General features: G+C 60.5%; 28 protein-coding genes. 18 read left to right on the top strand and 10 right to left on the bottom strand.

Annotation, left to right across the window (positions count from 1 at the left end; translation table 11 throughout):
- Window positions 1-146: 146 nt before the first annotated feature.
- Both AC07E3_RS20680 and AC07E3_RS20685 read right to left on the bottom strand, forming a co-directional pair.
- Window positions 147-893, bottom strand: coding sequence for a L,D-transpeptidase (locus tag AC07E3_RS20680; protein WP_065818437.1), 747 nt, complete (start codon window positions 891-893; stop codon window positions 147-149).
- A 238-nt stretch (window positions 894-1,131) separates the two neighbouring features.
- The gene (locus AC07E3_RS20685; RefSeq protein WP_065818436.1) at window positions 1,132-1,788 is read right to left on the bottom strand and encodes a haloacid dehalogenase type II; all 657 of its coding nucleotides are present in this window, start codon (window positions 1,786-1,788) and stop codon (window positions 1,132-1,134) included.
- Between the two features lie 195 nt (window positions 1,789-1,983).
- Between AC07E3_RS20685 and AC07E3_RS20690 the strand changes: the two genes are divergently transcribed.
- The 4 genes from AC07E3_RS20690 to AC07E3_RS20705 all read left to right on the top strand — a co-directional run bounded on the left by AC07E3_RS20690 (window position 1,984) and on the right by AC07E3_RS20705 (window position 5,266).
- On the top strand, window positions 1,984-2,862 hold the full coding sequence (locus AC07E3_RS20690) for a branched-chain amino acid aminotransferase (protein WP_322339441.1): 879 nt from the start codon (window positions 1,984-1,986) through the stop codon (window positions 2,860-2,862).
- 102 nt (window positions 2,863-2,964) lie between these two features.
- Complete coding sequence (locus AC07E3_RS20695; RefSeq protein ID WP_065818434.1) at window positions 2,965-3,564, top strand: superoxide dismutase; 600 nt, start codon at window positions 2,965-2,967, stop codon at window positions 3,562-3,564.
- 298 nt (window positions 3,565-3,862) lie between these two features.
- Entirely contained in the window at window positions 3,863-4,312 is a 450-nt protein-coding gene (locus tag AC07E3_RS20700) for a c-type cytochrome (RefSeq protein ID WP_478364559.1), read from the top strand.
- Between the two features lie 21 nt (window positions 4,313-4,333).
- Window positions 4,334-5,266: a c-type cytochrome gene (locus AC07E3_RS20705; RefSeq protein ID WP_478364561.1), complete on the top strand. Its 933-nt coding sequence runs from the start codon at window positions 4,334-4,336 to the stop codon at window positions 5,264-5,266.
- On the opposite strand, the gene AC07E3_RS20710 is transcribed toward AC07E3_RS20705, so the two are convergent.
- Window positions 5,241-7,349 (bottom strand): S9 family peptidase, encoded by a 2,109-nt coding sequence (locus AC07E3_RS20710; RefSeq protein ID WP_336065909.1) that lies wholly within the window; start codon window positions 7,347-7,349, stop codon window positions 5,241-5,243. The two genes, AC07E3_RS20705 and AC07E3_RS20710, sit on opposite strands and share 26 nt — an antisense overlap.
- A 314-nt stretch (window positions 7,350-7,663) precedes the next feature.
- Between AC07E3_RS20710 and AC07E3_RS20715 the strand changes: the two genes are divergently transcribed.
- From AC07E3_RS20715 to AC07E3_RS20750, 8 genes are all read left to right on the top strand, one after another.
- Window positions 7,664-10,009, top strand: coding sequence for a putative monovalent cation/H+ antiporter subunit A (locus AC07E3_RS20715; RefSeq protein WP_478364564.1), 2,346 nt, complete (start codon window positions 7,664-7,666; stop codon window positions 10,007-10,009).
- A gap of 1 nt (window position 10,010) precedes the next feature.
- Complete coding sequence (locus AC07E3_RS20720) at window positions 10,011-10,430, top strand: Na+/H+ antiporter subunit B (protein WP_025030605.1); 420 nt, start codon at window positions 10,011-10,013, stop codon at window positions 10,428-10,430.
- On the top strand, window positions 10,430-10,807 hold the full coding sequence (locus AC07E3_RS20725) for a Na+/H+ antiporter subunit C (protein ID WP_007008408.1): 378 nt from the start codon (window positions 10,430-10,432) through the stop codon (window positions 10,805-10,807). Before AC07E3_RS20720 ends, AC07E3_RS20725 begins: the two co-directional genes overlap by 1 nt.
- A gap of 7 nt (window positions 10,808-10,814) precedes the next feature.
- Window positions 10,815-12,371 (top strand): Na+/H+ antiporter subunit D, encoded by a 1,557-nt coding sequence (locus tag AC07E3_RS20730; RefSeq protein ID WP_478364566.1) that lies wholly within the window; start codon window positions 10,815-10,817, stop codon window positions 12,369-12,371.
- Window positions 12,368-12,841, top strand: coding sequence for a Na+/H+ antiporter subunit E (locus tag AC07E3_RS20735; protein WP_336065900.1), 474 nt, complete (start codon window positions 12,368-12,370; stop codon window positions 12,839-12,841). Before AC07E3_RS20730 ends, AC07E3_RS20735 begins: the two co-directional genes overlap by 4 nt.
- The gene (locus AC07E3_RS20740) at window positions 12,838-13,173 is read left to right on the top strand and encodes a cation:proton antiporter (protein WP_025030603.1); all 336 of its coding nucleotides are present in this window, start codon (window positions 12,838-12,840) and stop codon (window positions 13,171-13,173) included. Before AC07E3_RS20735 ends, AC07E3_RS20740 begins: the two co-directional genes overlap by 4 nt.
- The gene (gene mnhG, locus AC07E3_RS20745) at window positions 13,173-13,550 is read left to right on the top strand and encodes a monovalent cation/H(+) antiporter subunit G (RefSeq protein ID WP_478364568.1); all 378 of its coding nucleotides are present in this window, start codon (window positions 13,173-13,175) and stop codon (window positions 13,548-13,550) included. The genes AC07E3_RS20740 and mnhG overlap by 1 nt, the downstream gene beginning before the upstream one ends.
- A 435-nt stretch (window positions 13,551-13,985) precedes the next feature.
- Window positions 13,986-14,405, top strand: a complete 420-nt coding sequence (locus tag AC07E3_RS20750) for a Ros/MucR family transcriptional regulator (RefSeq protein WP_336065898.1) — start codon at window positions 13,986-13,988, stop codon at window positions 14,403-14,405.
- A 118-nt stretch (window positions 14,406-14,523) separates the two neighbouring features.
- On the opposite strand, the gene AC07E3_RS20755 is transcribed toward AC07E3_RS20750, so the two are convergent.
- Window positions 14,524-14,823, bottom strand: coding sequence for a cytoplasmic protein (locus tag AC07E3_RS20755; RefSeq protein WP_418792835.1), 300 nt, complete (start codon window positions 14,821-14,823; stop codon window positions 14,524-14,526).
- A gap of 285 nt (window positions 14,824-15,108) precedes the next feature.
- Here AC07E3_RS20755 and AC07E3_RS20760 point away from each other — a divergent pair, with 285 nt between their 5' ends.
- Together AC07E3_RS20760 and AC07E3_RS20765 are read left to right on the top strand one after the other, a co-directional pair.
- Window positions 15,109-15,459 carry a helix-turn-helix domain-containing protein gene (locus AC07E3_RS20760; RefSeq protein WP_007008414.1) on the top strand — a complete coding sequence of 117 codons (351 nt, stop codon included), beginning with the start codon at window positions 15,109-15,111 and terminating at the stop codon, window positions 15,457-15,459.
- A gap of 1 nt (window position 15,460) precedes the next feature.
- A complete protein-coding gene (locus tag AC07E3_RS20765) occupies window positions 15,461-16,285 on the top strand; it encodes a DUF6456 domain-containing protein (protein WP_478364570.1) in 825 nt (274 codons plus the stop codon).
- Window positions 16,286-16,308: 23 nt separating this feature from the next.
- Here the strand turns inward: AC07E3_RS20765 and AC07E3_RS20770 are convergent, their stop codons facing one another.
- Together AC07E3_RS20770 and AC07E3_RS20775 are read right to left on the bottom strand one after the other, a co-directional pair.
- Window positions 16,309-16,737 carry a SufE family protein gene (locus tag AC07E3_RS20770; RefSeq protein WP_065818422.1) on the bottom strand — a complete coding sequence of 143 codons (429 nt, stop codon included), beginning with the start codon at window positions 16,735-16,737 and terminating at the stop codon, window positions 16,309-16,311.
- Window positions 16,738-16,810: 73 nt separating this feature from the next.
- Complete coding sequence (locus tag AC07E3_RS20775; RefSeq protein WP_478364572.1) at window positions 16,811-17,170, bottom strand: DUF5330 domain-containing protein; 360 nt, start codon at window positions 17,168-17,170, stop codon at window positions 16,811-16,813.
- A gap of 533 nt (window positions 17,171-17,703) precedes the next feature.
- Between AC07E3_RS20775 and AC07E3_RS20780 the strand changes: the two genes are divergently transcribed.
- From AC07E3_RS20780 to AC07E3_RS20790, 3 genes are read left to right on the top strand one after another with little or no spacing between them, the layout of a single operon-like run.
- The gene (locus AC07E3_RS20780) at window positions 17,704-19,401 is read left to right on the top strand and encodes a sensor histidine kinase (protein ID WP_478364574.1); all 1,698 of its coding nucleotides are present in this window, start codon (window positions 17,704-17,706) and stop codon (window positions 19,399-19,401) included.
- On the top strand, window positions 19,376-20,329 hold the full coding sequence (locus AC07E3_RS20785; RefSeq protein WP_478364576.1) for a peptidoglycan-binding domain-containing protein: 954 nt from the start codon (window positions 19,376-19,378) through the stop codon (window positions 20,327-20,329). The genes AC07E3_RS20780 and AC07E3_RS20785 overlap by 26 nt, the downstream gene beginning before the upstream one ends.
- Window positions 20,330-20,388: 59 nt before the next feature.
- Window positions 20,389-20,736, top strand: coding sequence for a DUF1491 family protein (locus tag AC07E3_RS20790; RefSeq protein ID WP_322339431.1), 348 nt, complete (start codon window positions 20,389-20,391; stop codon window positions 20,734-20,736).
- On the opposite strand, the gene AC07E3_RS20795 is transcribed toward AC07E3_RS20790, so the two are convergent.
- The 4 genes from AC07E3_RS20795 to AC07E3_RS20810 all read right to left on the bottom strand — a co-directional run bounded on the left by AC07E3_RS20795 (window position 20,712) and on the right by AC07E3_RS20810 (window position 25,524).
- On the bottom strand, window positions 20,712-21,539 hold the full coding sequence (locus AC07E3_RS20795; protein ID WP_478364578.1) for a hypothetical protein: 828 nt from the start codon (window positions 21,537-21,539) through the stop codon (window positions 20,712-20,714). The two genes, AC07E3_RS20790 and AC07E3_RS20795, sit on opposite strands and share 25 nt — an antisense overlap.
- A gap of 638 nt (window positions 21,540-22,177) precedes the next feature.
- Entirely contained in the window at window positions 22,178-22,720 is a 543-nt protein-coding gene (locus AC07E3_RS20800) for a DUF1254 domain-containing protein (RefSeq protein ID WP_336065886.1), read from the bottom strand.
- Window positions 22,713-23,297, bottom strand: coding sequence for a DUF1214 domain-containing protein (locus tag AC07E3_RS20805; RefSeq protein ID WP_478364580.1), 585 nt, complete (start codon window positions 23,295-23,297; stop codon window positions 22,713-22,715). Before AC07E3_RS20805 ends, AC07E3_RS20800 begins: the two co-directional genes overlap by 8 nt.
- An 85-nt stretch (window positions 23,298-23,382) precedes the next feature.
- Complete coding sequence (locus tag AC07E3_RS20810) at window positions 23,383-25,524, bottom strand: transglycosylase domain-containing protein (protein WP_478364582.1); 2,142 nt, start codon at window positions 25,522-25,524, stop codon at window positions 23,383-23,385.
- A gap of 280 nt (window positions 25,525-25,804) precedes the next feature.
- Between AC07E3_RS20810 and AC07E3_RS20815 the strand changes: the two genes are divergently transcribed.
- Window positions 25,805-26,812: an IS1595 family transposase gene (locus AC07E3_RS20815; RefSeq protein ID WP_478364584.1), complete on the top strand. Its 1,008-nt coding sequence runs from the start codon at window positions 25,805-25,807 to the stop codon at window positions 26,810-26,812.
- The last annotated feature ends 61 nt before the right edge of the window (window positions 26,813-26,873 follow it).

The following is a 26,873-nucleotide window of genomic DNA, read 5'->3' on the forward strand; positions in this document are numbered from 1 at the left end:
GGGCCTGATGACGCCTGTTCCTGACAGGCAAAAACCAGAAACCGCACACACTTGAACAAAACCCCGCCGAAAATCGACGGGGTTTGTCAGTGGTCTGGGGGCGCTGAGAGCGCCCCTTAGAGTTCCATCATGAAAGGACTGTCGGCTTAAACGCTGCGCAGGCCGGAGGTGACGAGAATCGGCGAACCGTCCGGGACGCGATTGTAGAGATCGATGACGTCCTGGTTGATCATACGCACACAACCTGACGAAACCGATTTGCCGATGGTCCACCATTCAGGCGAGCCGTGGACGCGGTAGAGCGTGTCCTTGCCGTCTTCGAAGATGTAGAGCGCGCGGGCGCCGAGCGGATTCGAAACGCCAGGCTGCATGCCGCCAAGCCACTGGTCGTTGGCCTTGTCGTATTCTGCGCGATACTTCTCGAGGTCGGGACGGCGGTCGATCATCTCCGCAGGCGGGAACCAGCGCGGCCACTGCTGCTTGTACTTGATCTCGGCGCGACCGGCCCATTCGAACCCGGCGCGGCCAAGGCCAACGCCGTAGCGCATGGCACGGCCACGTTCGCGCACGAGATAAAGAAAATGATTGGCGGTATCGACGACGATGGTGCCGGGACGCTCGCCCGTCGGATCAGCGACTTCCTGACGATAATAGCGCGGGTTGATCTTTTCGATCGGCACGGCGGGAATGTCGTATCCTGCATCGGTGACGGCTCCATACATGGAGCTGTATTGCACCGGACCGGGCTCCGGCTCGGGCCGCTCGACGATTCTGGGCGTGTCACCTGAACTGCTGACACATGCGGACAGACCAAGCGACGCGGCGCCAGCGGCGCTCATGGACAGGAAGCGGCGCCGATTAAGGGATCGTGCGGCAATGGGAGAATTGGACATGGTTTCTTCGTAGACTCGCGTTTCGTCAGGACCGGTGAGAACGAACGTTCCATGTGAACGCCCACTCACCCTGGGACAACCCCACTTTCCCTCCCTGGGATCCGAAGAGTTATCGGAGTTTGCTTGATAGACCGAGTGACTTCGACTTGAAGGTGAAAAATGCCTCACGCACACAAGTTATCGATCAGGTGTGTTATAGATGCATCATAACACAGGAGAGCATGACGAAGAGAAGCCGCTACGACACCAGCCCGTCAAGAGAGGGAAGGATGAGATCGGGCGGGAAATCTTCGTATTCATCGGGCTGGCCGGTCCGATTGAGCCAGACCGTGCGGAAGCCGAACTGGTGCGCGCCGGCGATATCCCAGCGATTTGACGACTGAAACGAAACGGTCTCCGGATAGAGACGCCAGGTGTTTGTCACCATTTCGTAGACGCTCTGATCCGTCTTGAAGCGGCGGACGGTCTCCACCGAGAAAACTTCGTCCAGAACGGAATCGAGGGCCGATGAACGGATCGCGGATTCAAGCATTGCCGGGGAGCCGTTCGACAGAATTGCGAGGCGCGCACCGCCCGCCTTCAGTGCTTTGAGAACCGCCGGCACTTCCTCGTAGCAGTCGAGCTGCCAATAGGCATCGAGAAGATCCTGCCGCAGGCGCGGGTCGACGGACGGTATTTTGGCGAACGCATAATCAAGCGCCCGCTCCGTCATCGTCCAGAAATCCTGATACTGACCCATGAGTGTGAAAACCCATGAATATTCGAGCTGTTTCGCACGCCACAGTTCTGAAAATCGCTGTCCTTCCGGGCCTATTTCGCCTGCGTGGCGGCGCACGGCCGCATGTACGTCGAACAGCGTGCCATAAGCATCGAACACGAAAGCCGCGTGGCGCATGAAGACTCCTTCTGTGTGTTCTCTACTTGACCGCACCTGCCAACGCTGGTCAAGAAACGCCATCTGGCCCCATCGATAGCGATGCAGGAACGATTGACGAAACCCGATAAAGCCATTTCGATGAATGGCACGAAGCGTTGAAGAATTCGCATCTCTGCCGAGATGCGTGTGCAATCACAGGAAGGAAGACACAGCATGACCGTGGTGAGCGAAGTCCAATCGACGACCTGGACCTATGTTGACGGCGATTGGCACGAGGGGAACGTACCGCTCATCGGTCCGCGTAGTCATGCCATGTGGCTCGGTTCCACCGTGTTCGATGGTGCTCGCTGGTTCGAGAACGTGGCACCCGACCTCGATCTTCATGCCAACCGTGTCAATGCGTCGGCAGCCAATCTCGGCCTCTCGCCGAAAGTCTCGGCCGATGAGATCGTCGGGTTGACGAAGGACGGCCTGAAAAAGTTCGACGGCAGGACGGCGGTTTACATCCGGCCCATGTATTGGGGTGAGCATGGGGGGTATATGGGCGTTCCTGCCGATCCGGAATCGAGCCGGTTCTGCCTCTGTCTGTATGAGGCACCGATGCTGGAACCGACCGGGTTCTCCGTGACCGTCTCGCCCTTCCGCCGGCCGACCTTCGAAACCGCGCCGACAAATGCGAAGGCCGGGTGCCTTTATCCCAACAATGGCCGCGCGATCATGGAAGCGCGCAGCCGCGGCTATGACAATGCGCTGGTGCTCGACATGCTCGGCAATGTCGCCGAAACCGGCAGCTCAAACATCTTCATGGTGAAGGACGGCGTGGTCTTCACGCCCGCGCCGAACGGCACCTTCCTTTCAGGCATCACGCGCAGCCGCGTGATCTCGCTGCTGCGCGAGGCCGGTGTCGAGGTGGTCGAGAAGACGCTCTCGGTGAAGGATTTCCTCGATGCGGATGAGGTCTTCTCCTCCGGCAATCATTCCAAGGTCGTGCCGGTAAGCAGGGTCGAAGACCAGAATTATCAGGCCGGGCCTGTGGCCAAAAAGGCGCGTGACCTCTATTGGGAATGGGCCCATTCCGGGCTGCCCGCCTGACGCGCCGGGAACAATCGGGAGCGATGGGTATTGTCTCACTGGAGACGCACCCCCATCTGCGTCCTGCAGAATTCAACCACCTGTACGAGGGAGTTTACCACCATGGCTTTTGAACTGCCGGATCTGCCTTATGATTACGAGGCACTGCAGCCCTTCATGTCGAAGGAAACGCTGGAGTACCACCACGACAAGCACCACAAGGCCTATGTCGACAATGGCAACAAGCTTGCGGCTGAAGCAGGCATGGACGGCCTGTCCCTCGAAGAGGTCGTCAAGCAGTCCCACGGCAAGAATGCCGGCCTGTTCAACAATGCGGCCCAGCACTACAACCACGTTCATTTCTGGAAGTGGATGAAGAAGGGCGGTGGCGGCACCAGCCTGCCGGGCGCGCTGGCCAAGGCGATCGACAGCGATCTCGGCGGCTACGACAAGTTCCGCGCCGACTTCATCAATGCGGGTGCGACGCAGTTCGGCTCCGGCTGGGCCTGGCTCGCCGTCAAGAATGGCAAGCTGGAGATCATGAAGACCCCGAACGGTGAGAACCCGCTCATTCATGATGCCAAGCCGATCCTGGGCGTGGATGTGTGGGAGCACTCCTATTACATCGACTACCGCAATGCGCGCCCGAAATATCTCGAGGCTTTCGTCGACAGCCTGATCAACTGGGATTACGTGCTGGAGCTTTACGAGCAGGCTTCGTAATTGCGTTAGAGCATCGGACCGAAAAGTGGAATCCGGTTTTCGGACTATTCCGATGCTCCATTTATAGTTTCGATCGTCCTTTGTGCGTCCGGATGGACGCACGGCGATCTAGGCGATTTCACAATCAGTACAGTTTCAAGCTGTACCGAAAGGCTCGGCCAGCGCCGGGCCTTTTTGATTCGCCGGACCTTCCCGGTCCGTATGCGCCTTCACGAAACCGTGAGTGGGCATTCTGGAATAAATGCGGGTCAGGCGCGTTGGTCGGGGTATTGTTCGAACAAATCACCGGAGGGTTCTCATGAAGAAATTTGCGCTTGCCGTTTCCTCACTCTGCTTATCCGTTTCTGCTGTCGCCGCGGCGGACGATCCGATTGCCGTGCGCAAGGCGATCATGCAGGCGAATGCCGCTTCTGCAGGGCTTGCAGGCGCGATGATGAAGGGGGAATTGGAATACAACCCCGCCATCGCCAAGGCGGCCATCCTGACACTGAGCGCGAGTGCGAAATCCTTCGGTGATTTCTTCCCCGAAGGCTCGGACGGTGGCGACACCACGGCCGCACCTGCCATCTGGGGGGATGCGGAAGGTTTTCAGGCCACGCTCGACAAATACATCGCCGACACGGCGGCTGCCGTTGAAGCCTCTGGCAAAGACGGTCCTGCCGACCTTGCTGCCTTTCAGGCTGCGATCGGGCCTGTCTTCGGAAACTGCAAGAGCTGCCACGAGAATTTCCGCGTGCAGAACAACTGACCCGGGACATTTAGTGCTGTCATGAAGAAGACATTGCTGACCACCGCTCTCGTGGCCATCGCGGGCGGTGGAGTGGCGTTCTGGATGCTGAGCGCCCCGACCTCGCTGGAGGCCGGGGCGCTTGGCGCGCTTGAAGCGCCGGATGCGGCGCGTGGCGAACAGGTTTTCTGGGCCGGAGGCTGTGCCTCGTGCCATGCACGCCCCGGTGCTGACGGCGATGCGCGGCTGGAGCTTGCGGGCGGGGTGGAACTGAAGTCCGACTTCGGGACCTTCGTCGCACCCAACATCTCACCGCATCCTGAGGACGGCATTGGCGGGTGGAGCGACATGGATTTCGCCAATGCGATGCTGCACGGCGTTTCTCCCGGGGGCGAGCACTACTACCCTGCATTCCCCTATCCTTCCTATGCAAGGATGACAGCGCAGGATGTGAGCGACCTCTTTGCCTTCCTGAAGACGCTGCCGGAAGTGGAAGGCGATGCGGGAGAGCATCAGCTTTCCTTCCCTTTCACGCTACGCCGCGGCATCGGGCTCTGGAAGCTTGCCTTCATGCATGATGCGCCGGTGCTCGCGCTTGGTTCCGACGCTTCAGAGGCGGAAAAGCGCGGGCAATATCTGGTGGAGGGGGCAGGCCATTGCGGCGAATGCCACACGCCGCGGAATTTCGCCGGCGGGCAGCTTTACGATCAGTGGCTTGCAGGAGCCGTGTCAGCGGAAGGCGAGGGGATCGTGCCCAATGTCACCTCGGGCGATGGCGGGATCGATTCCTGGTCGGCTGGCGACATTGCCTATTATCTGGAGAGCGGGTTTACGCCCGAGTTCGATTCGGTTGGCGGGGCCATGGTCTCCGTCCAGAAGAACATGGCCCGGCTTTCCAGGGAAGACCGCGAGGCGATTGCCGCCTATCTGAAAGCGGTGCCTGCCAGACCTAACGGCTATCCATCGTCCCGGTAACCTTCAGCACGAACGCATAGGTGAGCGCCTTTTCCTCGAGCCGCGAAAAGCGGCCCGAGGCTCCGGCGTGTCCGGCATCGAGATTGGTCTTCAGAAGGACCGGATTGTCGCCGCCCTTGCGGTCACGCAGCCTTGCAGCCCATTTTGCCGGTTCCCAGTAGGTGACGCGCGGGTCGGTGAGACCGGCAAGCGCCAGAATGGGCGGATAGTCCTTCGCACCCACATTGTCGTAGGGCGAATAGGCCGCGATGGTGTCGTAATCCTCTCGCGAGGCGATTGGATTGCCCCATTCGGGCCATTCAGGCGGGGTGAGCGGCAGTGTGTCGTCGAGCATGGTGTTAAGCACGTCGACGAAGGGAACGGCGGCGACAATGCCGCCGAACGCTTCCGGCGCCATGTTGGCAACCGCGCCCATGAGCATACCACCGGCCGAGCCGCCCTCGGCGACGATGCGGTCATGGCTGGTGTAACCCTCGGCCACCAGATGGCGGGCGGCGGCGATGAAATCGGTAAACGTGTTGACCTTCTTTTCGCGTTTCCCGTCCTCGTACCAGGCGTAACCCTTTTCCTTGCCGCCACGGATATGCGCGATGGCGTAGACGAAGCCGCGATCGACCAGCGACAGGCAGTTGGTGTTGAAGGAGGCGGGCATCGCCATGCCGTAGGCGCCGTAACCGTAGAGCAGGCAGGGGGCGGAGCCATCGAGCGCTAAGCCCTTGCGATAGACGAGCGATACGGGCACCAGTTCGCCATCGGGAGCCGGGGCCATCAGACGACGCGTCACGTAGTCATCCGGATTGTGACCGGACGGCACTTCCTGCGTTTTCAGGAGCGTGCGGGTGCGTGTGCGCATGTCATAGTCGAACACCTGCTCCGGCGTGGTCATCGAGGAATAGGAGAAGCGGAGCGTGTCGGTGGCATATTCGTAGGACCCCTGAAGGCCCAGCGAATAGGCCTCTTCGTCGAAGGCGATGGTGTGCTCCGACCCATCGTGGCGGTCGCGGATGACGATGCGCGGCAGACTGTCCTTGCGTTCCAGGCGAACGAGGTAATTGTCGAAGGCCATGATGGCGAGGATCAGGCGGCCGGGCTCATGAGGCACGAGATCCTGCCAGTTTTCGCGCGAGGGATCGCTGGCCGGTGCGGTGGCGATCTTGAAATCCTTGGCGCCGTCCGCATTGGTGAGGATGAAGAAGACGTCGCCGCCTTCTTCAAGATCGTACTGAAGGCCGGTCTCGCGTGGCGCCACCAGGCGCGGCGCGGCTTCCGGATCGCTGGCCGGCAGGATGTGGCACTCCGACGTTTCGTGATCGTGGGCGGAAATGTAGACCCATTCCTGCGTGCGGCTGCCGGAGACGCCGACGAAGAAGCCCGGATCGGCCTCCTCATAGACCAGGCGATCCTCGTCGGGGTTTGCGCCGACACGATGAAAGAACACTTTCGAGGGGCGATGGTTTTCATCGAGGCGGGTGTAGAAAAACCCGTCGCTTGCCGCATCCCAAACACCGCCGCCGCCGGTCTCGGCGACCGTGTCGGCAAGGTCTTTGCCGGTGGCGAGGTCGCGCACGCTGATCGTGTAGAGTTCAGAACCCTTGTCGTCATGGCCCCACAGGAGACGCCTGTGATCGGGCGAATGATCGACGCCGCCGACGCGGAAATAGCTTTTGCCTTCGGCTTCCCGGTCGCCGTCGAGCAGGGTCTCCTCAGTGCCGCCGGCGCTCGGCAGGCGGAAGAAGCGGGGATATTCGCCGCCGGTGCGGAAGCCTGCGGCATAGGCATAGGGGCCGTCTCTGGCCGGTACCGAGGTTTCGTCTTCCTTGATGCGGCCGCGCATCTCGGCAACGAGTGTTTTCTGCAAGGCTTCCGTATCGGCCATGAGAGCTGCCTGATAGGCATTCTCGGCTTCGAGATGGGCGCGGATGTCGTCGGCGAGAAGGCTCGGGTCGCGCAGGACCTCCTGCCAGTTCTCGGCGCGCATCCAGGCATATTCATCCGTGCGCTCGATGCCGTGACGTGTGTCCTTCACGGGATGCGCGCGGGGCGAGGGGGCTTTTGCGTCCGTGGCGAACGGTCTGGAAGTCATGAGGTTACCTTGTGGATATCAGCAGGGGGCGCGTGCAATGCGCTGCACGGATTGCTCCATACATGTCCCGACCGAATGGGGCATGGCAATGGCCTGGTGTGTTTTTCGTGCGACGTCGGGAACCGGGCATATTCGGTGAACGGGTTTTGCATCTGGCGTGATGGGTGGTTTAAGCTGTGCAATCTCCTGTGAATGGCGGCGTTTCATCGCGCTTTACAGGTCGGTTTACGCCTTGTGGTGCCTGAGGCGAGTGTTTATGTCACCGTAAGTTTTTCAAACGTGTCCTGAAACACGAATTTAATTGGGGAGAGTTCATGACGGCAGACGGCCAGTGGCTGACATTTCTCGCTCTGTTGCTGCCGTTTGCAGCCGCCGCCATCGCACCAGTGCTGACAAAAGCGCTGAAACACAACGCGGCATGGGTGCTGGCCCTGGCTCCCGCTCTCATCTTTCTGCATTTCACCGGCTTTGTCGGAACGATCTCCAGTGGAGAGACGCTGACCGGGGGCTATGTGTGGATCCCGAGCCTGTCGGTCGATTTTTCCTGGTTTCTCGATGGTCTCTCCGTCACCTTTGCGCTGCTGATCACGGGCATAGGCACGCTGATCGTGCTCTATTCCGGCGGCTATCTGAAGGGACATGAGCATCAGGGACGCTTTTTCTCGTTCATCCTGATGTTCATGGGGTCCATGCTGGGCCTTGTGGTGGCCGATTCCTTCCTGACCCTGTTCGTTTTCTGGGAATTGACCTCGATCACCTCGTTCCTGCTGATCGGCTTCGACCATTCGCGTGAAGCCTCCCGGCGTGCGGCGCTGCAGGCTCTGGTGGTGACGGGGCTTGGGGGGCTTTCGCTTCTTGCCGGCCTTCTGGTGATCTGGAGTGCGACGGGCGTTACCTCCATGTCGGCGCTGCTCGCAAGCGAAAGCGCGCTGCGCGATGCGCCGCTTTACATGGCTGCGCTGTTTCTGATTCTTGGCGGCGCGTTTACGAAGTCGGCGCAGTTCCCGTTCCACTTCTGGCTTCCCAACGCGATGGAAGCGCCGACGCCCGTTTCGGCCTATCTGCACTCGGCCACGATGGTGAAGGCGGGTGTCTATCTCCTGATGCGCCTCAATCCGGTGCTGGGCGACACTGCGGCATGGGAGACGATCCTGCCCCTCTTCGGCGGCACCACGCTGCTCGTCGGCACGCTTCTGGCGGTGCGTCAGACGGATTTGAAGCTGATGCTGGCCTATACGACCGTTGCCTCGCTCGGCCTGCTTGTCATGCTGACGGGGGTGGGTTCGGAGAAGGCCGTTGAGGCGGCGGTGCTCTACCTGGTGGCGCATTCCATGTTCAAGGGCGCGCTCTTCATGGTGGCAGGCCTGGTTGATCATGAATCGGGCACCCGTGACATCACGAAACTCGGCGGCCTGCGCAAGGCGATGCCGGTCACCTTTGCCGCTGCGGTTCTGGCTGCAGCGTCGATGGGCGGCGTTCCGCTGTTTTTCGGCTTCCTCGCCAAGGAGGAAATTTACGCCGGTCTCGGTTTTGCCGATGGCTGGACCACGCTGCTGACGCTGGTGGCGCTCGCCGGCAACGGCCTGATGTTCGCCATCGGCTTTGCCGTGGCGCTGAAGCCGTTCCTCGGCGCGAAGGCTGAAACGCCCAAACATGCCCATGAAGGGCCGATCCTGCTCTGGCTCGGGCCACTCGTTCTGGCGGGACTGGGGCTGGTCTCGGCCCTGCTTTCGGGCGTGAGCCACGAACTCGTCAGCAGTCCGATGTCGACGGCCGTTCTCGGCGAGCCCGTAACGGTGACGATCTCGACCGTGCCGCATATCGGCCTGCCGCTCGCACTCTCGGTGTTAACCGTGGCGCTGGGCATTCTGGTTTTCATCATGCTGGGGCAGGGGCGTGCCACCATGGCCGGCATTCTCGCCGCCATCGGCTGGGGGCCGGACAAGGGCTTCGACCAGGTGATGCGCGGCCTGACGCGCCTGTCTTTCCGCGTCACCAACATCATCCAGAATGGCCGCCTCGACTACTACATGACGGCGACATTCATCGCTGTCGCCGTGGCTGTTCTGATCCCTATGGGGCTTTACGATGAATGGCCCGCAGCGCCGCAGTTTCCGAGAATGCCGTTTTATGAATGGACAGTTCTGCTGATTGCGCTGATCGGGCTTGGAGCGGTGATCTATGCGCGTGACCGGCTGACCGCCATTGTCTCCCTCGGCATTCAGGGATTTGCGGTCGCGCTGATCTTCATGCTGCTTGGCGCTCCGGATCTCTCCTTCACCCAGTTCATGGTGGAGACGCTGTCCGTGGTCATTCTGGCCCTTGTCATGACGCGGCTGCGCCTGTCGCCTACCGATCATCGTCCGACGGGCGAAAAGCTGCTCGACATTGCCGTGGCAGGAACGTGCGGTGCGGCGCTGGGGCTGATGCTGCTGCGCGTGACACAGGTGCCGTTCAATACCGAGCTCAGCGATTTCTTCTCGCAGTATTCTCGCGTGATCGCCCATGGCCGCAACATCGTGAACGTGATCCTTGTCGACTTCCGCGGAACGGATACGCTGGGCGAGATCGCCGTGGTGATGATCGCCGGACTTGCCATTTTGGCCCTGGTGCGCATCCGCAGCGTGAAGCCGCTGGCCGACAACAGAGAGGAGCGGTGAGATGCGCACACTGATCTTCCGAACCGTCGCCCCCTATCTTACGAGCCTGATGATCCTGTTTTCCGTGTTTGTGCTTCTGCGCGGACACAATGAGCCGGGGGGCGGGTTTATCGGAGGGCTGATCGCTGCGTCGGCCTTTGCGATCTACGGTATCGCCTGCGGGGTTTCACCAGTGCGCCGCGCACTCTATTTCCACCCCATGGCGATCTCGGGGTTCGGATTGCTGGTGTCGGCGATTTCGGGCTGGCTGTCCTTCGCCTTCGACGTGCCCTTCATGACAGGGCTCTGGGCCAAGGTGAGCGTTCTCGGTGTCCCCGTGGACCTCTCCACGGTTCTGTTCTTCGACATCGGCGTTTACCTCGTCGTCCTTGGCTCGATCACCTCGATTGCGCTCGCCCTTGAAGAAAGGGAGCATGGATAATGGAAGTCGCCCTCTCCTTTGTGGTCAGCGTGTTCTTTGCCGTTGCCATTTATCTCATGCTGTCAAAGCACATCATTCGCATTCTCCTGGGGGTGTCGATCTTCGGCAATGCGGTGAACCTGTCCATCTTCACGGCTGGCCGGCTGATGCGTGAGGTTCCGCCGATCATTCCCGAAGCATTGCAGACACCGGAGATCGCCACGGCCAATCCGCTGCCGCAGGCGCTGGTCCTGACGGCGATCGTGATCTCGTTCTCGCTCTTCGCCTTCCTGCTGGTGCTGGCATTCCGTGCCTATCAGGAACTGGGAACGGACGACACGGACGGAATGCGCGTTGCCGAACCCGAGGGCGAGCCGATGCCCCCGCTTGGATACTGAGACACCGATGGCCGCTGAAACGATCGATATTTCCAACGCAATGGTGACAGAGCCGACAGTGCTGGGCGACTGGATGCTGGTGGCCCCGATCGGGGTGCCTATCCTGTTCGGCGCCGTGCTGCTCATGGTTCGTCACGAAACCCGGCTGCATGCGGGCATTGCCATTGCGGGGCTGCTTGTGACGCTGGCCGCGAATGCGGTACTCCTTTTGCAGGTGCTGGCGGACGGGCCGCAGGTGATGACCATGGGGCGCTGGCTGCCGCCCTTCGGCATATCCTTTACCGCGGATGCGCTCGGCGCTTCGCTTGCCTTTGTCGCCACGCTGGTCGCAACTGTCTGCGCGCTCTATGCGATGAAGGACATCGGCGCGACCGGCCGGCGCTACGGCTTCTACCCGTTCCTGATGCTTCTTATGGCGGGTGTCGGCGGGTCGTTTCTGACGGGCGACATTTTCAATCTCTATGTCTGGTTCGAGGTGTTTCTGATCTCGTCCTTCGGTCTTCTGATCCTCGGATCGACCGACCGACAGCTCGACGGCGCAACCAAATACGCCATTCTGAACCTGGTGGGCACGACGCTGTTCCTGACCGCGACCGCCTATCTTTACGGTACGTTCGGAACGCTCAACATGGCCGACATTGCGCGCAGGGCCGGTGCCATGCGCGAGACCGGACCGCTGATGACGCTGACCGTCCTCTACCTGCTTGCCTTCGGCATGAAGGCCGCCGCGTTCCCCGTCAATTTCTGGCTTCCAGCCTCCTATCACACCCCTCGCATCGTCACGGCGGCGCTCTTCGGCGGTGTGCTGACCAAGGTTGGCGTTTATGCGCTTCTGCGCGTTCTGGTGATGCTGTTTCCCATCGAGCGGGCGGAGCTTTCCGGCGTCATCGCCTGGGTGGCTGCGGGCACGATGGTGCTCGGTATCATGGGCGCGATCGCGCAGTCTGATATACGCCGCGTTCTGGGTTTCGTGGTGATTTCCGGCGTCGGCGTGATGCTTGCGGGGCTCGCATTAGGAACCGAGACGGGGCTGACGGGGACGATCCTCTATGCGTTCCATTCCGTTCTGGCGATGACGGCGCTTTATCTTCTGGCCGGCGTGATCAAGGAGCTTGGCGGGAGCTATTCGCTGCATGAACTGGGCGGCCTCTACAGTGCCTACCCGGCAATGGGGGCTTTCGCGCTTGTTCTCATGCTTGCCGTGGCAGGACTGCCGCCGGCATCCGGTCTGTGGCCTAAAGTGCTGCTTGTACGGGCTTCGCTGGAAGCCGGCTGGCCCTGGCTCTCCTTCGCCATTCTGCTGACGGGGCTCCTGACCACGATCGCCCTCGGGCGCGTCTATATCCTGGCGATCTGGCGCAACAGGCCGCAGGGGGTTCCTTCTGATGAGGTTGCGGGCGCCCCCGGTTATGGCTACGCCTCGATTATCCTGCTGTGCGTCCCGATTATCCTGCTTGGCGTTTATCCGGAACCGTTCATCCGGGTGGCTGAGGCAGCCGCTGCCGGGCTCCTGGATGCATCGGGTTATATTGGTGCGGTGTTTCCCGCGGAGGCAGCGCAATGAGACTGTCCCTGATCAACATCATTCTGGCGCTGATCTGGACCGCGGTGAGCGGTTCTTTCACCCTGCCGAATTTCATTTTCGGTTTTCTCCTTGGTGCCGCTGCGCTTTATCTTATCCGCGAACAGGTCGGATCGCTGGGGTATTTTGCGCGCAGCATGCGGGTGGTCTCTCTCGCGCTTCTTTTTCTCTATGAACTGGCGCTCTCGGCCTGGCGGGTCGCTCTTCTCGTCCTGTCGCCGAAAATGGACCTGAAGCCCGGCATCTTTGCCTATCCGCTCAAGGTCGACCGGGATTTCGAGATTACGCTTCTGGCAAACTTGATCACGCTGACGCCGGGGACCCTGTCTGTCGACGTTTCGGAGGACCGCCGCTTTCTCTATGTCCATGCCATTGACTGCTCTGACCCTGACGAGCTGCGGCGCGACATTGCCGAAGGTTTTGAACGAAAGATCATGGAGGCGTTTCGATGAGCGCCAGCGAAGAATTTCTCGTCTTTGCCGAGTTTATCGCACTTGCATTGCTGAGCCTGTCTTTCCTGCTGACGGTTGTTCGTGTCCTGGTGGGGCCGAGCCTGCCTGACCGCGTCCTTGCCCTCGACATGCTGGTGACCATCGCCATCGGCTTCATAGCGGTGATCGGCATTCGAACCGGGTTCACGCTTTATCTCGATATCGCCATCGCTCTGGGACTTGTCGGCTTTCTCGCAACCGTGGCGTTTGCCCGCTTCGTTCTCAGCCGGCGTTATGAGCAGGAATTCGTGAAGCGCGATACGCTCGGCATTTACGGCGACAAGGAGCAGTGATGAGCGACGTGTTCAACATACTGACAGGCCTGCTCATCATTGTCGGCGCAGCCTTCACGCTGATCGCCGCAGTTGGCATATTGAGATTGCCGGATCTGTACACGCGCATGCACGCAGCATCCAAGGCCGGGACGCTCGGATCGGGGCTGATGCTTATCGCACTGGCAATCTTTGCGCAGGACCAGGCCATTGTGACGCGTGCGCTGGCGGCGGTGGTTTTCTTTCTGCTTACCGCGCCGATATCTGCACATCTTCTGGCCAAGGCCGCCTACGCGGCAGGCTACAGGCTCTGGGGGCAGTCGGTACACGACGAGATGGCAGGTCCTGAGGGCGCCACCTCGCTTCCGGGCGAAGACAAAAGAAGTGAAGAAGAATAGAGAAGAGTTTTTCTTCTAATATTCTTTTTCAATTTAGCATGACATGCCTTCCCGGGTGAAAGATGCCGACCGGTGCGATTTCGCATGTTTCGCATGCGTGCGGTCGTCTCTGCCCGTGCTTCAGTCTCCGATTGTTACGCAATGCGCGGAAAAATTGATAAGGTCGACTTAGATTAGCGCCCAGTTTAAGATCGAGTTTACCTGATTTTTGGAATGAATTTCGATTTTTTGAGATGGGATAAACAATCTGACTTCGCCTTCTGATAGTATTAATTTGAAATTGTGAGTTGACCGGCAGGAGGAAAAGAACGATATGATTATTGCTTGTCGGGAATCGATCAAAAAGTGCCTAAAGAACTAAAGATTCCTACAGACACCTCATCACTGGCGGCATGAGGTTGTGGTTTTGAATTTACGTTGGGGCAAGGTAACGAAATGAACGAAGATTCTGTAAAAAACGATGATACTCTTATTGAACTGACCGCAGACGTCGTTGCTGCTTATGTCAGCAACAATCCTGTTCCTGCATCCGAACTTTCCAATTTGATTGCGGACGTTCATGCAGCGCTCGGTCGAGTGAGCGGCACTCCGGAGGCTCCGCCTGCTGAAAAGCAGAAGCCGGCTGTAAATCCGAAACGCTCTGTGCATGAAGACTATATCATCTGTCTTGAGGACGGGAAGAAGTTCAAGTCGCTCAAGCGTCACCTGATGACGCATTACGGCATGACGCCGGAGCAGTACCGGGAAAAATGGGGGCTGGACGCCAACTATCCCATGGTCGCTCCGAGCTATGCAGTGGCACGCTCGAAACTCGCCAAACAGATGGGCTTAGGGCGCAAGCGCAAGGAAAAATAGCGTTTGGCGCGCGACGCCAGCGTGGTTTCCTCAGATCAGCGGCGCAATCTGCGCCGCTTTTTTTTGATCCCGGCCAACAGTTCACGATACGGGCTGGTGTCCGGTTGTCCATCGCCGTTCAGTGGTGAAGCGGAACGTTTTGCGCTTCGTTCGACGCCAGGCGCTTGAGCGCCTGGCTGAGGGCTATGTGGCGATTGAGGTCGTAGCTCCAGTGGTTGCGCGCACCCTTCAGGCGCTCGCGCTCGATCAGCCGTCTCAGGCGACGAAGAATGTTGATGCGCTCAGCGCCCGAGCTTTTCTGCGCCTTTTGCAGATCCAGTCCGCCTGTCAGGAACAGCGCTGCTGTTTGCCGCGCATTCTCATAGCGCTGCCGCTTGGCCTCGCGGAAGGCCAGCCTCTCCTGTTTTATCGATGTCATGCTCAACCCTTTTTGTCGTGAGCGACAACTATGCGGGCCGTGGGAGGGGCGGGGATAAACCAGGGTTGAAAATTGCAGGCCGGGTTTACTTCTTCCGTGATTTCAAACTCTTGCAGGATTTCACCGAATTATATGTTCGTAATTTGTTCCCGGGTATGGATGTGTAGGGTATAAGAATTTATTCCTCTTTCCTGTGAAGGGATAAAGCCTGTGCATCCAAACGCTGCCAAATCATCGGAACAAAGAGAAGGGCGGATCGCAACGCCTGGAGAACAGCCGCCCGCAATGCTTCATCGCCGTTTGAGTCCGGTTGCGGAGGAGCGTGTCGGGGAGGTTTGCGAATGTGTTCTCGACATCGTTGCCGCACTCTTCAACGTGAGTGGGCGTGAGCTGCGCGAAACACGGCGCTCGTCGACCAGCGTAACGCGCGTTCGGCAGATCGGCATGTACGCTGCGCATGTCGTTCTTGGGCTCAACATGACTGAGGTCGGGCGTGGTTTCGGGCGCGACCGAACAACGGTCCAGTACGCCTGTCATATCATCGAGGACATGCGTGACGACGAGGAGTTCGACCGGATTGTTTTGATGACGGAGCGCATCACTGCCGCTGCGTTCCGCAACATGGAGCTGCGTTGACATGGCTGTATTCAAGGAAGAGATGCGCCATGCGCGCGAACGCCGGCGCTGCCTGCGGTTTCTGCAGAAGGGCCCGGCCTGGCAACAGCGCGGCGCGAAGGAGGGATGCGTGCTGCTCGACGGCGGCGAGCGGGGCACGGTATCGGTGTCGCGTGCCGTGCTGGGAGCGCTGGAGAAGGATGATCTCCTGCGCTTCAGTGGAGGCAAGGTCGCATTGAGTGCAACAGGTGTCGCCTGCGCGCGGCGGCTGGCAACGAGCGGGGAACCCTTCCGGGGGCAGCATTGGGAGATTGAACGCAGGGTTCTGCGGCAGGGCTCTGAGAAGGAGATCGTTTCGGCGACACTCAGCGAATCTCCGCTTGCGCAACTGGCGCGCCGGCGGACACGCAACGGCGAGCCCTTCCTGACCCGGGCGGAATTCGACGCTGGAGAGAAACTGCGCGCGGATTATACCCGCGGGCAGATCATGCCGCGGCTGAGCGCGAACTGGATCGCGACCGTTTCAGCGGGAAAGCGCGGCGCGGCGGCCGGAGGTGGCGTGGAACTCACCGACGCTGCTCTGGCCGCGCGTCAGCGTGTCGACCGCGCGCTCGATGCCGTTGGGCCGGAGCTGTCCGGTGTCCTCGTCGACATCTGCTGCTTCCTGAAGGGGTTTGAGCAGGTGGAAACGGAAAGGGGCTGGCCCGTTCGCTCGGCCAAGGTGGTGCTGAAAACCGCGCTCGGCGCGCTCGCGCGGCATTACGAGCCGTCTGCCGGGGTGCGGGGCGACAAATCTCGGCCCATCCTGCACTGGGGAGTGGAGAACTACCGACCGAAGCTTGCCTGAAAGTCCTGGCCCCGGGCAGGCAATCAGCCTGCCGCGGGCGCGACTTCGGTGGCTTCGTTCCGAATGCGCTGAACCATCGACCGCAGCCCGTTGGCCCGCTGGGGTGTGAGGTGCTCGTCAAGACCGAGTTTGCGCATCACGTTTTCGGCGTCGATCGCCAGGATTTCGCTGGCGCGCCTGCCGGAAAACAGAAGCATCATGATGGCGACGAGACCGCGTACGATGTGGGCGTCTGAATCGCCTCTGAAGGTCAGCACGGGGTCGTCGCCGTCTCCACGCTCGGTGTGCAGCCACACCTGGCTGACACAGCCGCGCACCCGATGGGCCTCGTCGCGCGCGGCTTCGGGATAGGGTTCCAGGCCGTTGCCGAGGTCGATGATATAGCGGTAACGCTCTTCCCAGTCGTCCAGGAAGGCGAAATCGTCGTAGATGGTGTCGATCGTGGTGCTCATTAAGCCGGATATAGTGATTGTCCGGCCGTTCGTCACGGAAAACCTTTGATTGCCGCCAAAAGCCGGCGATGATCTATTGATCGTGAGCGGCGGGGTGTTCGGGAACGCTTCCGGTTGTCAGGGGCGCTTCAATTGTGCCTGCAGTGGCCCCTGCCGAACCCTCTGCCGGCTCTTCGAGCATCTCGTAGGCAAAACGGGCGCTTTCGCGGGCGCGCGCGCCGATCGTTTGAAGGGCGGCACGTCCGGTCGCACAGACCTCGGGCTTGCGCTCACAGATGCCGACCATGTCGCTGATGGCCTCGCGCGCTGCACCCAGCGCCTGCAGGGCGCCGACCTGCGGTGTTTCCGTGCCATCCTCGCTGCCGGTTCCGCCGATTGGCAGCAAAAGCAGCACCAGTGAAAGCCAGAAGATCGAGCGAATAAGAAAGCCCATGACGTCCAGTCCCGTTTTCTGCCCCTTGGGGGCGTCCCTGGCAAATATCCTGTCACGGCCATGCCAAGGAGCTCTTGAGATTTTTCCTAAAATTGAAGGCAAACTTTTTAAAAGTTCGGAAATGTTCGCCTTTGAAGCGAACCCGTCTAAAACCCGCGGGATGCCGATTACGCTTTGTTGAGCATCTAATGATCTGGCGTGGTTGATCTTTTTCTCCGGCAGGGTTGAATCCGGCAATTTTCAGCATGACTGTTTCGACGGCTATTTTGTTCAGCGCGCGTTAACCATGACGGCATTCATCCGCGTTTGACGTGTCAATTTCTTCCATTTTGCGCTTGCTGGCCCGCCCATCGGCGTCCGCGCTTATCCTTTCCTTAAATGCTCGGTGCGAGTCTCTTCAGGAACAAGAACCCGCCGAACGGACAAAGCAAGAGCGCGTCGAGTTGAGTTCACGAGTAGCATCATATCAAGAATGGCCGGCAGCCCTTTCTGCCGCATGCGAAAGGCTGATTCATCCCAGTGTCGAACACGGGGTGGAGCGTTCGCGCCAGTTGCGGCTGGCGGGTGTGCTCTTTACGGCACCCTTCCTGTTCGCGGGAGCGGCTGCACTCCTTCTTGCAGGAACGGTCGGCTTCGCCCAGACGCTGGCGCTCGCCAGCGCGGGATTTGCGGTTAGCTGGCTGACCGCGGCGGGTCTGCTTGCCGGCGGGCGGCGGACGTGGATTGAAGGGCTGGCGCTTGGTCTGGGGCTTGCTGCCGTCAGCGCCGTGATCGTGCTTTCGGGCGGGGTTGCTTCTCCCATGACGGCCATGGCCGGTGCTCTTGCGGCGGAGTGTTTCTGGATTGCGCGAACGCGGCGTGCTGCCCTCACGGGCTGCGCTGCCGGCGCTTTGGCCCTTGCGCTGGCCGCCTCCGGCGGGGCATTGAGCTTCGGGTTCCAGTCATCGCTGCCGCTGGCAGCCCATTGGCTGATCCCAGTTATCTATGCGGCGACGCTCGCCCTGCGCTTCGGCACAACAGGGGCGAAGCAGAAGGGTCTAGAGATGCCGTCACAGGAGACAGGCATCGAGGCGCGGATGAACGCGCTCGTGCTGCGCCTTAACGGCACCGGCGATGTGATGGATGCGTCCCGTCAGGCGGAACGTGTCCTTAATGTCCGGTCCGACATTCTCCTCGGAAACGGCTTTTTCGAGCGCATTCATGTGGGCGACCGCGTTGCCTATCTCTGTGCCGTGTCGGAACTGGCCGACGGTGCCGACCAGCGCGCGATCAGGATTCGCCTGCGCATGCCCGCTGAGGGTGACGCGTTCCGTGCTCCCGGCTACAGGCAGTTCGGTGTCGAGCTTTTGAAGGAGGGTGACCCCGGGCAGATCGTCGCCATTGTCCGCGACGAGAGCGATCGGGCAGAACTGGAACATGACGTGGTGCGGGCGCGGGAAGAGGCGCGCATCGCAAAGGTCGAGAGCAAGCGCATGCTGGCCGCCGTCAGTCATGAACTGCGCACGCCGCTGAACGCGATCCTCGGATTTTCGGACACGCTTCAGACGGAGATATTCGGGCGCTTTTCCAATGACCGGCAGCGCGAATATGTGCGGCTCATTCACGAGGCCGGCGAGCATCTGCTTTCGGTCGTGAACTCGACGCTGGAAATCTCCAAACTGGAGGCAGGCACCTATACGCTGCACCCGGAAGCGTTCAGCTTTTCGGAGGCGGTGGACGCAAGCGTGGCGTTCGCCAGGGCGGATGCGACTGCCCGTTCCGTTGATGTCGATGTGGCTGTTGCGGAGAATGTTGGCGTCGTCTATTGCGACCGGCGTGCGGTGCAGCAGGTCTTGATAAATCTTCTGTCGAACGCCGTGAAATTCTCGCACGCCAATGGCCGCGTCCAGGTCACAGCCGAACGGTCCGGCAATCGCCTGGATTTCAGCGTCACCGACAACGGTGTCGGCATCGCGGCCGATGATCTGGAGCGCATCGGCGAGCCGTTCGCCCAGGTGCGAAATGACGAGACAAGGCACGTTGAAGGAACGGGCCTTGGCCTAGCGCTCGTGAAGGGGCTTGTGAGCCTGCAGGGCGGTGGTATGACGATCGACAGCGCGCCCGGCGAAGGCACGCGCGTAAGCATTTCGCTGCCGGTTGGTGTTGGCGCGGAGAAGGATGAGAATGGCCGGGGTGGCAAACCGGTATCTGACGATGAGTGGGGTAATGAAGAATACCGCAAGACGGCCTGAACCGGAGGTCACGTTTGGAACTCTGCTCCGCGCCGGGCTTGCCGGCGTCGGAATGGCAATCGTGCGCAATCCGGTGGCAGTCGGTGGCGCGACGGCCTTTGCCGTTGCCTTCTCCTTCGTTTCGGCAAACGCGCTCTGGTATCAGCCGCATTTCCACTCGGGCGCGCTGATTTCAACGCGCACGCCCGCCTTCACGGATACACGGAGCGGGCCCGTGCGTGAATGGCCCGCCGTGCCGGCCGTGCCAGCAGTGATCACCGAAACACCCCGCCAGGCGCCACGTGACGTGGCACCCGATCAGGACACGACCGGCGCGATCCCGGTCGAGCGTCCGGACGAGGTGGCGGGAGGCGATCCGACCATACGCCAGGTGCAGACAGTGCTGCAGGAGCTGGGATTATACCGCGGCACGATTGATGGCCTTGAAGGGCCGGCAACCCGCACGGCAATTGGCAATTATCGCCGTATCGTGGATCTGGATCCGTCGCCGATGGTCGATGAGGCGCTGCTGCGTCAGCTCGGCCTCGCGGCGGTACAGCCTGTCGGCCACACGCCGCCCGCGTCTGCAGCGCCTTCCATGCCGCAGGTGATGCCCACGCCGACGCCGCGCCCTGCCTATCAACGCCCGGCGGCAACCCCGGTGAGCGTGGAGCGGGAAGCTGCGCAGGTGCCGGTGCCGGCGGCGGAGGTTCCGCAACCGCGTGTTCAGACGGCGTCACTTGATACGGATGAAGCCGACCCGATTATTATGCGCGTGCAGGCCGGACTGAAAGCGTTCGGCAATGACGGGATCGAGGTTGATGGTGTTCTCGGGCAGGACACTCAGGCTGCCATCCGCGAGTTCCAGAGCCTTTTCGGTCTTCCGGTCAGCGGGCGACCGGATGAGGCATTTCTGGCCAAGATGCGCGAAGTTGGCCTGACCAACTGAGGTGAGCGCGGACGTCGTCGGCAGATCATTTTTCCGCAGGAACCAAGGAGGCGCTTCGCGTGCGTCTGACCAGCGAATTCTGGGTTTCAGCCCTGACGAAGCGGCTCTTCGCCGAGGGCGGGTTCGCGACGGTCCTGCAAAAGGGCGCGCGCGAGGCCGGAACCGTCTACATTCTGTTGCGCAATCGCCTCGGCCAGCAGGCGCTTTATGGTCCTGCAGCGCAGGCGGTCTATGACGAGGCCCGGCCCAATGAGCGGCGCTTTGCACTGATTGCGCGGGACGATGAGGAAGCCATCAACAGGCGCCTTGAGCGGGAGCGCCGTTTCGACCCCGACTTTTGGCTGGTCGAGATCGAAGTGACGGACCTGGACGAGGCGGGACGCTATTTCGAGATTGCGGCCGGCTGACCAGCGTGCCCAGGATGGCTGATACCTGTCCGCCAGTCGTGCAGCGTCTGGCGCGCGGCCGCCGGAGAGAGAGCCATGTAGCGCTCTAGAAAGAAGCCGATGGCGCTGCGCTGTGAAAACAGTCCGGGAAATGCCGTCGCGGAAAGAAGGAAAGCTTCCGCATCACCCAGCTCCAGCACTTTCAGGGCAATGATGAGCTCGCCATAGGTTGGAAAACCGGTGATCTCGCGAGCCGCCTGAAGCGTAATTCCAAGAAGCGAAGACAGAGCGTTTTCAAATGCGTCCTGTTCGCCGGAAAGGGCTGCCGCACGAAGAATCCGCCCGGCATCGCCAGCGGATGGGCGATCAGCGCTGTTGCTCTGCCAGCAGAGCGGGGCCTGCGAATTGGCGGCTCGCATGATGAGACGCAGGCGGTTGCGCACGTCCGCTTCGGCGGCACTTTCGCCGGTTTCAGTTTGGCTGTCGGTCTCGGCAATCTGTGCCGTGAGCGCACGGATGAGCGCTGCAATCGCCGGATTGAGATCCGTCCTGCGCCCGATGACACGGGCATGGCCCTTTCCATGCCGGGCGATAAGACCGATCAGATCGACGTCCGACAGGGCCGGTGAGCGTATCAGAAGTGGCGCGGAAACTTCCGCGGGCTCGTCCGCGAGCTTCTTGAGCAGGCCCTGCGGCGGGGTTCTGCACTCTGAAAGGACCGCGGCCGCGTAGCGGCGCGTTTCGGCGGAGATCAAAGGGTAGAGGGGAAGGGTAAGATCATCCAGCTGCGCGATTTCGCGCCGTGTCGGACGTGTAAGCGACACGAATGCGGACACCGCGGCGCGAAACAGCCGCTCGGGTCTTTGCGCTTCCCCGCCAGAAGCCAGTTGCCTGAATACAGCGGATGACACGCAGACCAAAACCTCCGAAACGCAACTGGTTACAAGATACCCCACCGGTGCTGCACCTGGAGCGCCGATGATTGGTGAGATTTACACCAATTCCCTTAGCAAGCTGTTAACCGGTTTCTTTAGACTTCCGTTCAGACTCTCCGGTCTGGGCCTGGTTGATGGGTTTGACCGTCGATGGGGGTAACCAAACGTTAACCATGTGCTGCCTTACTGGAAGAAGGAGGCGTTGCGTACCACTCCATCACCGAAAGGGACGCGATGTCATGGCTACGATACTGAGCTTTGCAGCGGCAGCGAAACGATCGTCATCGGCTGCACCAAAAAGACGGACTGCCGGCGCTTCGATCATCATTTTTCCTGGTGTGCGCTATGAAAGACGCCCGGACGGTGATCCCGACACCGGTGGAGACGACCGCCCGCACGATGTCCGCCGACGCTCGACCAAGGGTTAGAGCCCAGGTCCGAACCCTGGCGCAAGAACGCAACCGCTGGCACACCGGCATTGTCCGGTGCGCGCCCGTGGAGACGGCTGGCCTAAGAGCGTGCCGGGTTCACAGCGTCTCGCAGCGAAGACCTTGAAAGAACCGCTCCACGATGATCCGCCAGCTCTCGTCAGGAACGAAGACGCGGATCATAACCATGCCTTCCCCTACATCCGTCTGAGCGATCAGCGAGGTTGCGAGTGTCTCGGGAACCCCCTTGCGCAACTCCAGCAACTGGGCGGCGTTCACGATCAGCGCATCCAGTCCCCGGTTGGTGGCGCTCCGGTCGTTCGCATTGAACACGTTGAATCCGTCCCGGTCGTATACCGAGAACGACCAGAACGGCACGCGTTCGTCCGCGGTGATGCGGACCATTCCGTCTTCCAGATCAAAGCGGCAGGCTGCCGTATCGAAGAACGGATTTTGCGTTTCGGCGAGCAGTGGGTTGGCATTGCCTTCGCCCAGACGGATGAATGCGTAGGGATCACCTTCCTCCGCCATCGCCGACCAGACATCGCGCTCTGAATAGGTGGGGAGCAGGAACAGGATGGCGATGTGAACGGCTGCGGCGCCGAACAGGCCAAGCAGGAGCACATGAAGGAGCCTAAACATCGCACTCCATCCGGGTGATGCCGGGCAGGCTCGTTTCGCCAACGCGGGCGCCCGTGGATATGGGCGTATCCACCAGGGTGAGGACCAGTTTCATGGGCCCGGTTCCGGCAACGGCCAGCCAGTTTTCAGGCTGGGGGCGGGGCGAAACCACGATCTTCAGGGGCTGGCCGTGGCGCCAGAGGAGGCTTCGGGAGTGAAGAGCCGAAGAAAAGCGGGCGGGCGCCGAAAGGATCTGCCTGTTCTCACCGGTGGTATGCAGGGTAAAGAACCGGGTGGGCGGGAGATCGCCCTGAAGCTGATAGCTGCACTGGCGTAGGAGAGGACGACCGGCGCTGTCTGAAGCGGCAACAAGGACGATGCCTTCCGCCTGACCGAGGCTGAGCTGGCCCAGGCGCGTGTTTCTCGCCCGGGAATAGGGATCTGCCTCGTGTGTGCCCTGCCTAGGGAAGGTGACCCATGGGCCGATTTCCACGGAGCCGATTGCTCGCGTCGATTCGAGCGCCAGCCATGCGCTGCCGGCACCGCCGCCAAGAGCGATGAGCAATACGAAGGCCACGAAGATTACGGTTTTCAGCATACGTGTTCCGGCTGGCCACGGACGCTTCCGGATACTTCAACTCGAACGGGAGGTTCAAGCGTTTTGAGGTATGCCTCGCGCAGCATTACAGGGCGGACAGGGTTTCGTTGGAGGCGGGTTTGCGCAGGCGCGGTGCGGCCTCGAAATCCTTTGAAAGTCCCTTCAGGAAGAGTGAGGTCCGCGCCGAGAGTGCCAGAGGAAGCGTTTCGCTTTCCTGGCGGTCCCCGGCGCCTTCTTCACTGGCGGTTTCCACCGCGTCCGTCTCGATGCGCATCGGCCCTTCGATGCCCGGCAGGGGTTTGATCTCGACGTTTTGATGGGCGTAAGCCATCAGGCGCTGCCAGACCATGGCGGGCAGGGAGCCGCCGGTCATGCGCCTTGTGGCGTGGAAGTCGTCATTACCGAGCCAGACGGAGGCAACATAGTTTCCGGTGTAGCCGACATACCAGCCGTCGCGGTAGGACTGGGTGGTGCCGGTTTTGCCTGCAGACCGTGTCATCGGCAGGGCCGCACGGCGGCCGGTGCCCTGTTCGGGAACCAGGATGAGCATCTGGTTCATGGAGGCGGCCGCCTTTTGCGAAAGCACGCGGCGCGGTGGCGGAGCATCGCGGCCATGATCATAGATGAGATTGCCCGAATGGGTCATCATCTGGACAATGCCGAAGCGCATGTCGGCATAACCGCCATTGGCAAAGACGGAATAGCCGGTTGCCTGATCGAGCGCGGTCATGCCTGACGTGCCCAGCACCATCGTCTTGTGGCCGTTGAGCGGCGATTCGATGCCAAACGACTTGATCAGGGAAATGATCGGATCGATGCCCAGATGGTCACGGGCAAGCCGCACGGGAACGGTGTTGTAGGACTTGATCAGAGCGCGCGTCAGCGTGACGCGGCCGGCATAGCTGCGGCCGTAATTGCGCGGGGACCAGCTGCCCCATGAGATCGGGCCATCGGAAATGACGGAATCGGGTTCGAAACCGTTCTCCATCGCCACCGCATAGACATAGGGTTTGAAGGACGAACCGGTCTGACGCTCGGCCTTCGTGGCGCGGTTGAACTGGCTCGCGCCATAGTCGCGGCCGCCGACGATGGCGCGCACCGCACCTTCGGTATCCATGAGCACGATGGCGCCTTCGGAAACGTCATAGTCCTTGCCGTACTGGCGCAGATGAAACTCCAGCGACTCTTCCGCGGCTTTCTGGAGGTTGGGATCAAGCGTGGTGCGGGCAACGAGGGAATGGGTGGCGCTGCGCGGAACCACCCGCTTGACCTCTTCAAAGGCCCAGTCGAGGAAATAGTCGGGCGTATCGGCGCCGTCACGGTCGACGGCGGTTGCCGGATGCAGACGTGCGGAGAGGATCTGCCCCTCGCTCATGAAACCCGCCTGCACCATGTTGGTGAGAACCTCGTTGGCGCGTGCGCGCGCGGCCGGAAGGTTCACATGCGGCGCGTAGCGGGCGGGTGCCTTGAAGAGCCCTGCGATCATCGCCGCTTCAGAGAGGCTGAGATCCTTGACCGGTTTGTCGAAATAGAAGTCGGCGGCAGCGGAAATGCCGAACGTCCCGCCGCCGAGATAGGAACGGTCGAGGTAGTATTGCAGGATTTCGGTTTTCGACAGGTTCATCTCCAGCCAGATCGACAGGAAAGCTTCCTTGACCTTGCGCTCGAGCGTTCGCTCGTTGGAGAGAAACAGGTTTTTGGCGAGCTGCTGGGTGAGCGTCGAGCCGCCCTGAACGACGGAATTGGCGCGTACATTCTCGGTGAGTGCACGGGCAAGGCCCAGAAAATCGATGCCGAAATGGTTGAAGAAGCGCCGGTCTTCCGTGGCCAGAACTGCCTTGATCACGTGGTCGGGAAGCTCGTCGACAGGCACGGAATCGCGCTGAATGATGCCGCGCTGGCCGATTTCATTGCCGTAGCGGTCAAGAAACGTGACGGCGTAATCGTCCTGCGCGCGCCAGTCGCCCGCAGTTTCCTCGAAGGCGGGCATGGCGAGCGCCAGCATCACGACCGACCCGACCGCCCCCAGTGTGGCACCCTCGCTGAAGATTTCGACCACGGCGCGCCTGGCACCGTAGACACGGAAACGGCGGAAGAAGATCGTCACGCTTTCCCATAACTGGGCGAGCTTGAAGCCCGCTTCGTAAAGCGTGGAATCGATCCAGGCGTCGAGCGCCAGCAATCTGGTCGCCCGCGGCGCCTTGCTCTGCCGTTTTTCGCGCGGCATTTTCACCCAAACTCCCGTCCGGCCATTTGCGGCCAACCCGTTCGAATCCGTCCTGCGGAACCGCCTGCCGAACACGACCCCACATCGTTATCCGGCATGTATTGGCCATTCTAGCGGATTGCTCTGTGAGTTTCTTCGCATTTCCGCCGCTTCCGCAAGGGAATTTCGCCGAAATGGCTAACGGATGGGCTGCGTATTGAAAAATATAGGAAAAAATTCCTAATTATATACTTGACGTACCACCAGGCATTTGCGATAACAAAGCCAAGGAGTTACCGCGATGTTTGACCTCACCAATGAGATTTACACCGACGCAGACAGGGCCCGTGAACATCTGGAGGCCATTCACTGGCCGAATGGCCCTGTCTGCCCTCATTGCGGCAACATCAATGCAGAACGCATCACCAAGATGCAGGGCAAATCCACTCGCCCCGGCGTCTACAAGTGCAATGAATGCCGCAAGCCATTTTCCGTTACCGTTGGCACAGTGTTTGAGCGCTCCAAAATCCCACTGAACAAATGGGTTCTGGCATCGCATCTCATGGCCGCTTCCAAGAAGGGCATGAGCGCACACCAGCTTCACCGTATGCTTAGCGTCACCTACAAGACCGCTTGGTTCATGGCTCACCGCATCCGCGAAGCCATGAAAGAGGATAACGACACCTCCGGTCCGCTTGGTGGTGAAGGCAAGACCATTGAAGCTGACGAGACTTATCACGGTCGCCGCGAAGACGGTTATGTTTCACCGCAGCGTAAAGGCCGCCCCTACCTAAAGCGCAAGAAGCCCCTCAAGCGCACCATTGTTGGGCTGGTGGAGCGTGGTGGCCGTGTTCGCACCTTCCATGTGAAGCACGCAACCAAAGACAGTGTGCGCGATATTCTCGTGCGCAACGCTGACCGTAAATCCATCCTCTACACTGACGAAAGCAACCTCTACCCGACTACGGGCAAGGAATATGCCAAGCACGGCACCGTGAAGCACTCCGCGAAAGAATATGCCCGCCGCGAAGGCGATACCGTTGTGCACACCAACACGATTGAGAACGTGTTCTCTGTGTTCAAGCGCGGCATGATTGGCGTCTACCAGCATTGCGGCGAAGCGCATCTGCATCGCTACCTTGCCGAGTTTGATTTCCGCTATAACCGCCGTACGGCGCTAAAGATTAGCGATGCAGAGCGCGCCGAAGACCTTCTGCGCATGGCTCGCGATAAGCGTCTTACTTATCGGCGGATTGGTGAAGCCAGTCACGCCTATGGCCTGCTGCCGGTTTTTCGGACACGAGGTTAAGCTAACATAGCTCGCTCCTCGAACTCCACGGGGCTCAGATAGCCCAGTGTCGAGTGCCTGC

The organism is Nitratireductor lacus, assembly GCF_056431025.1.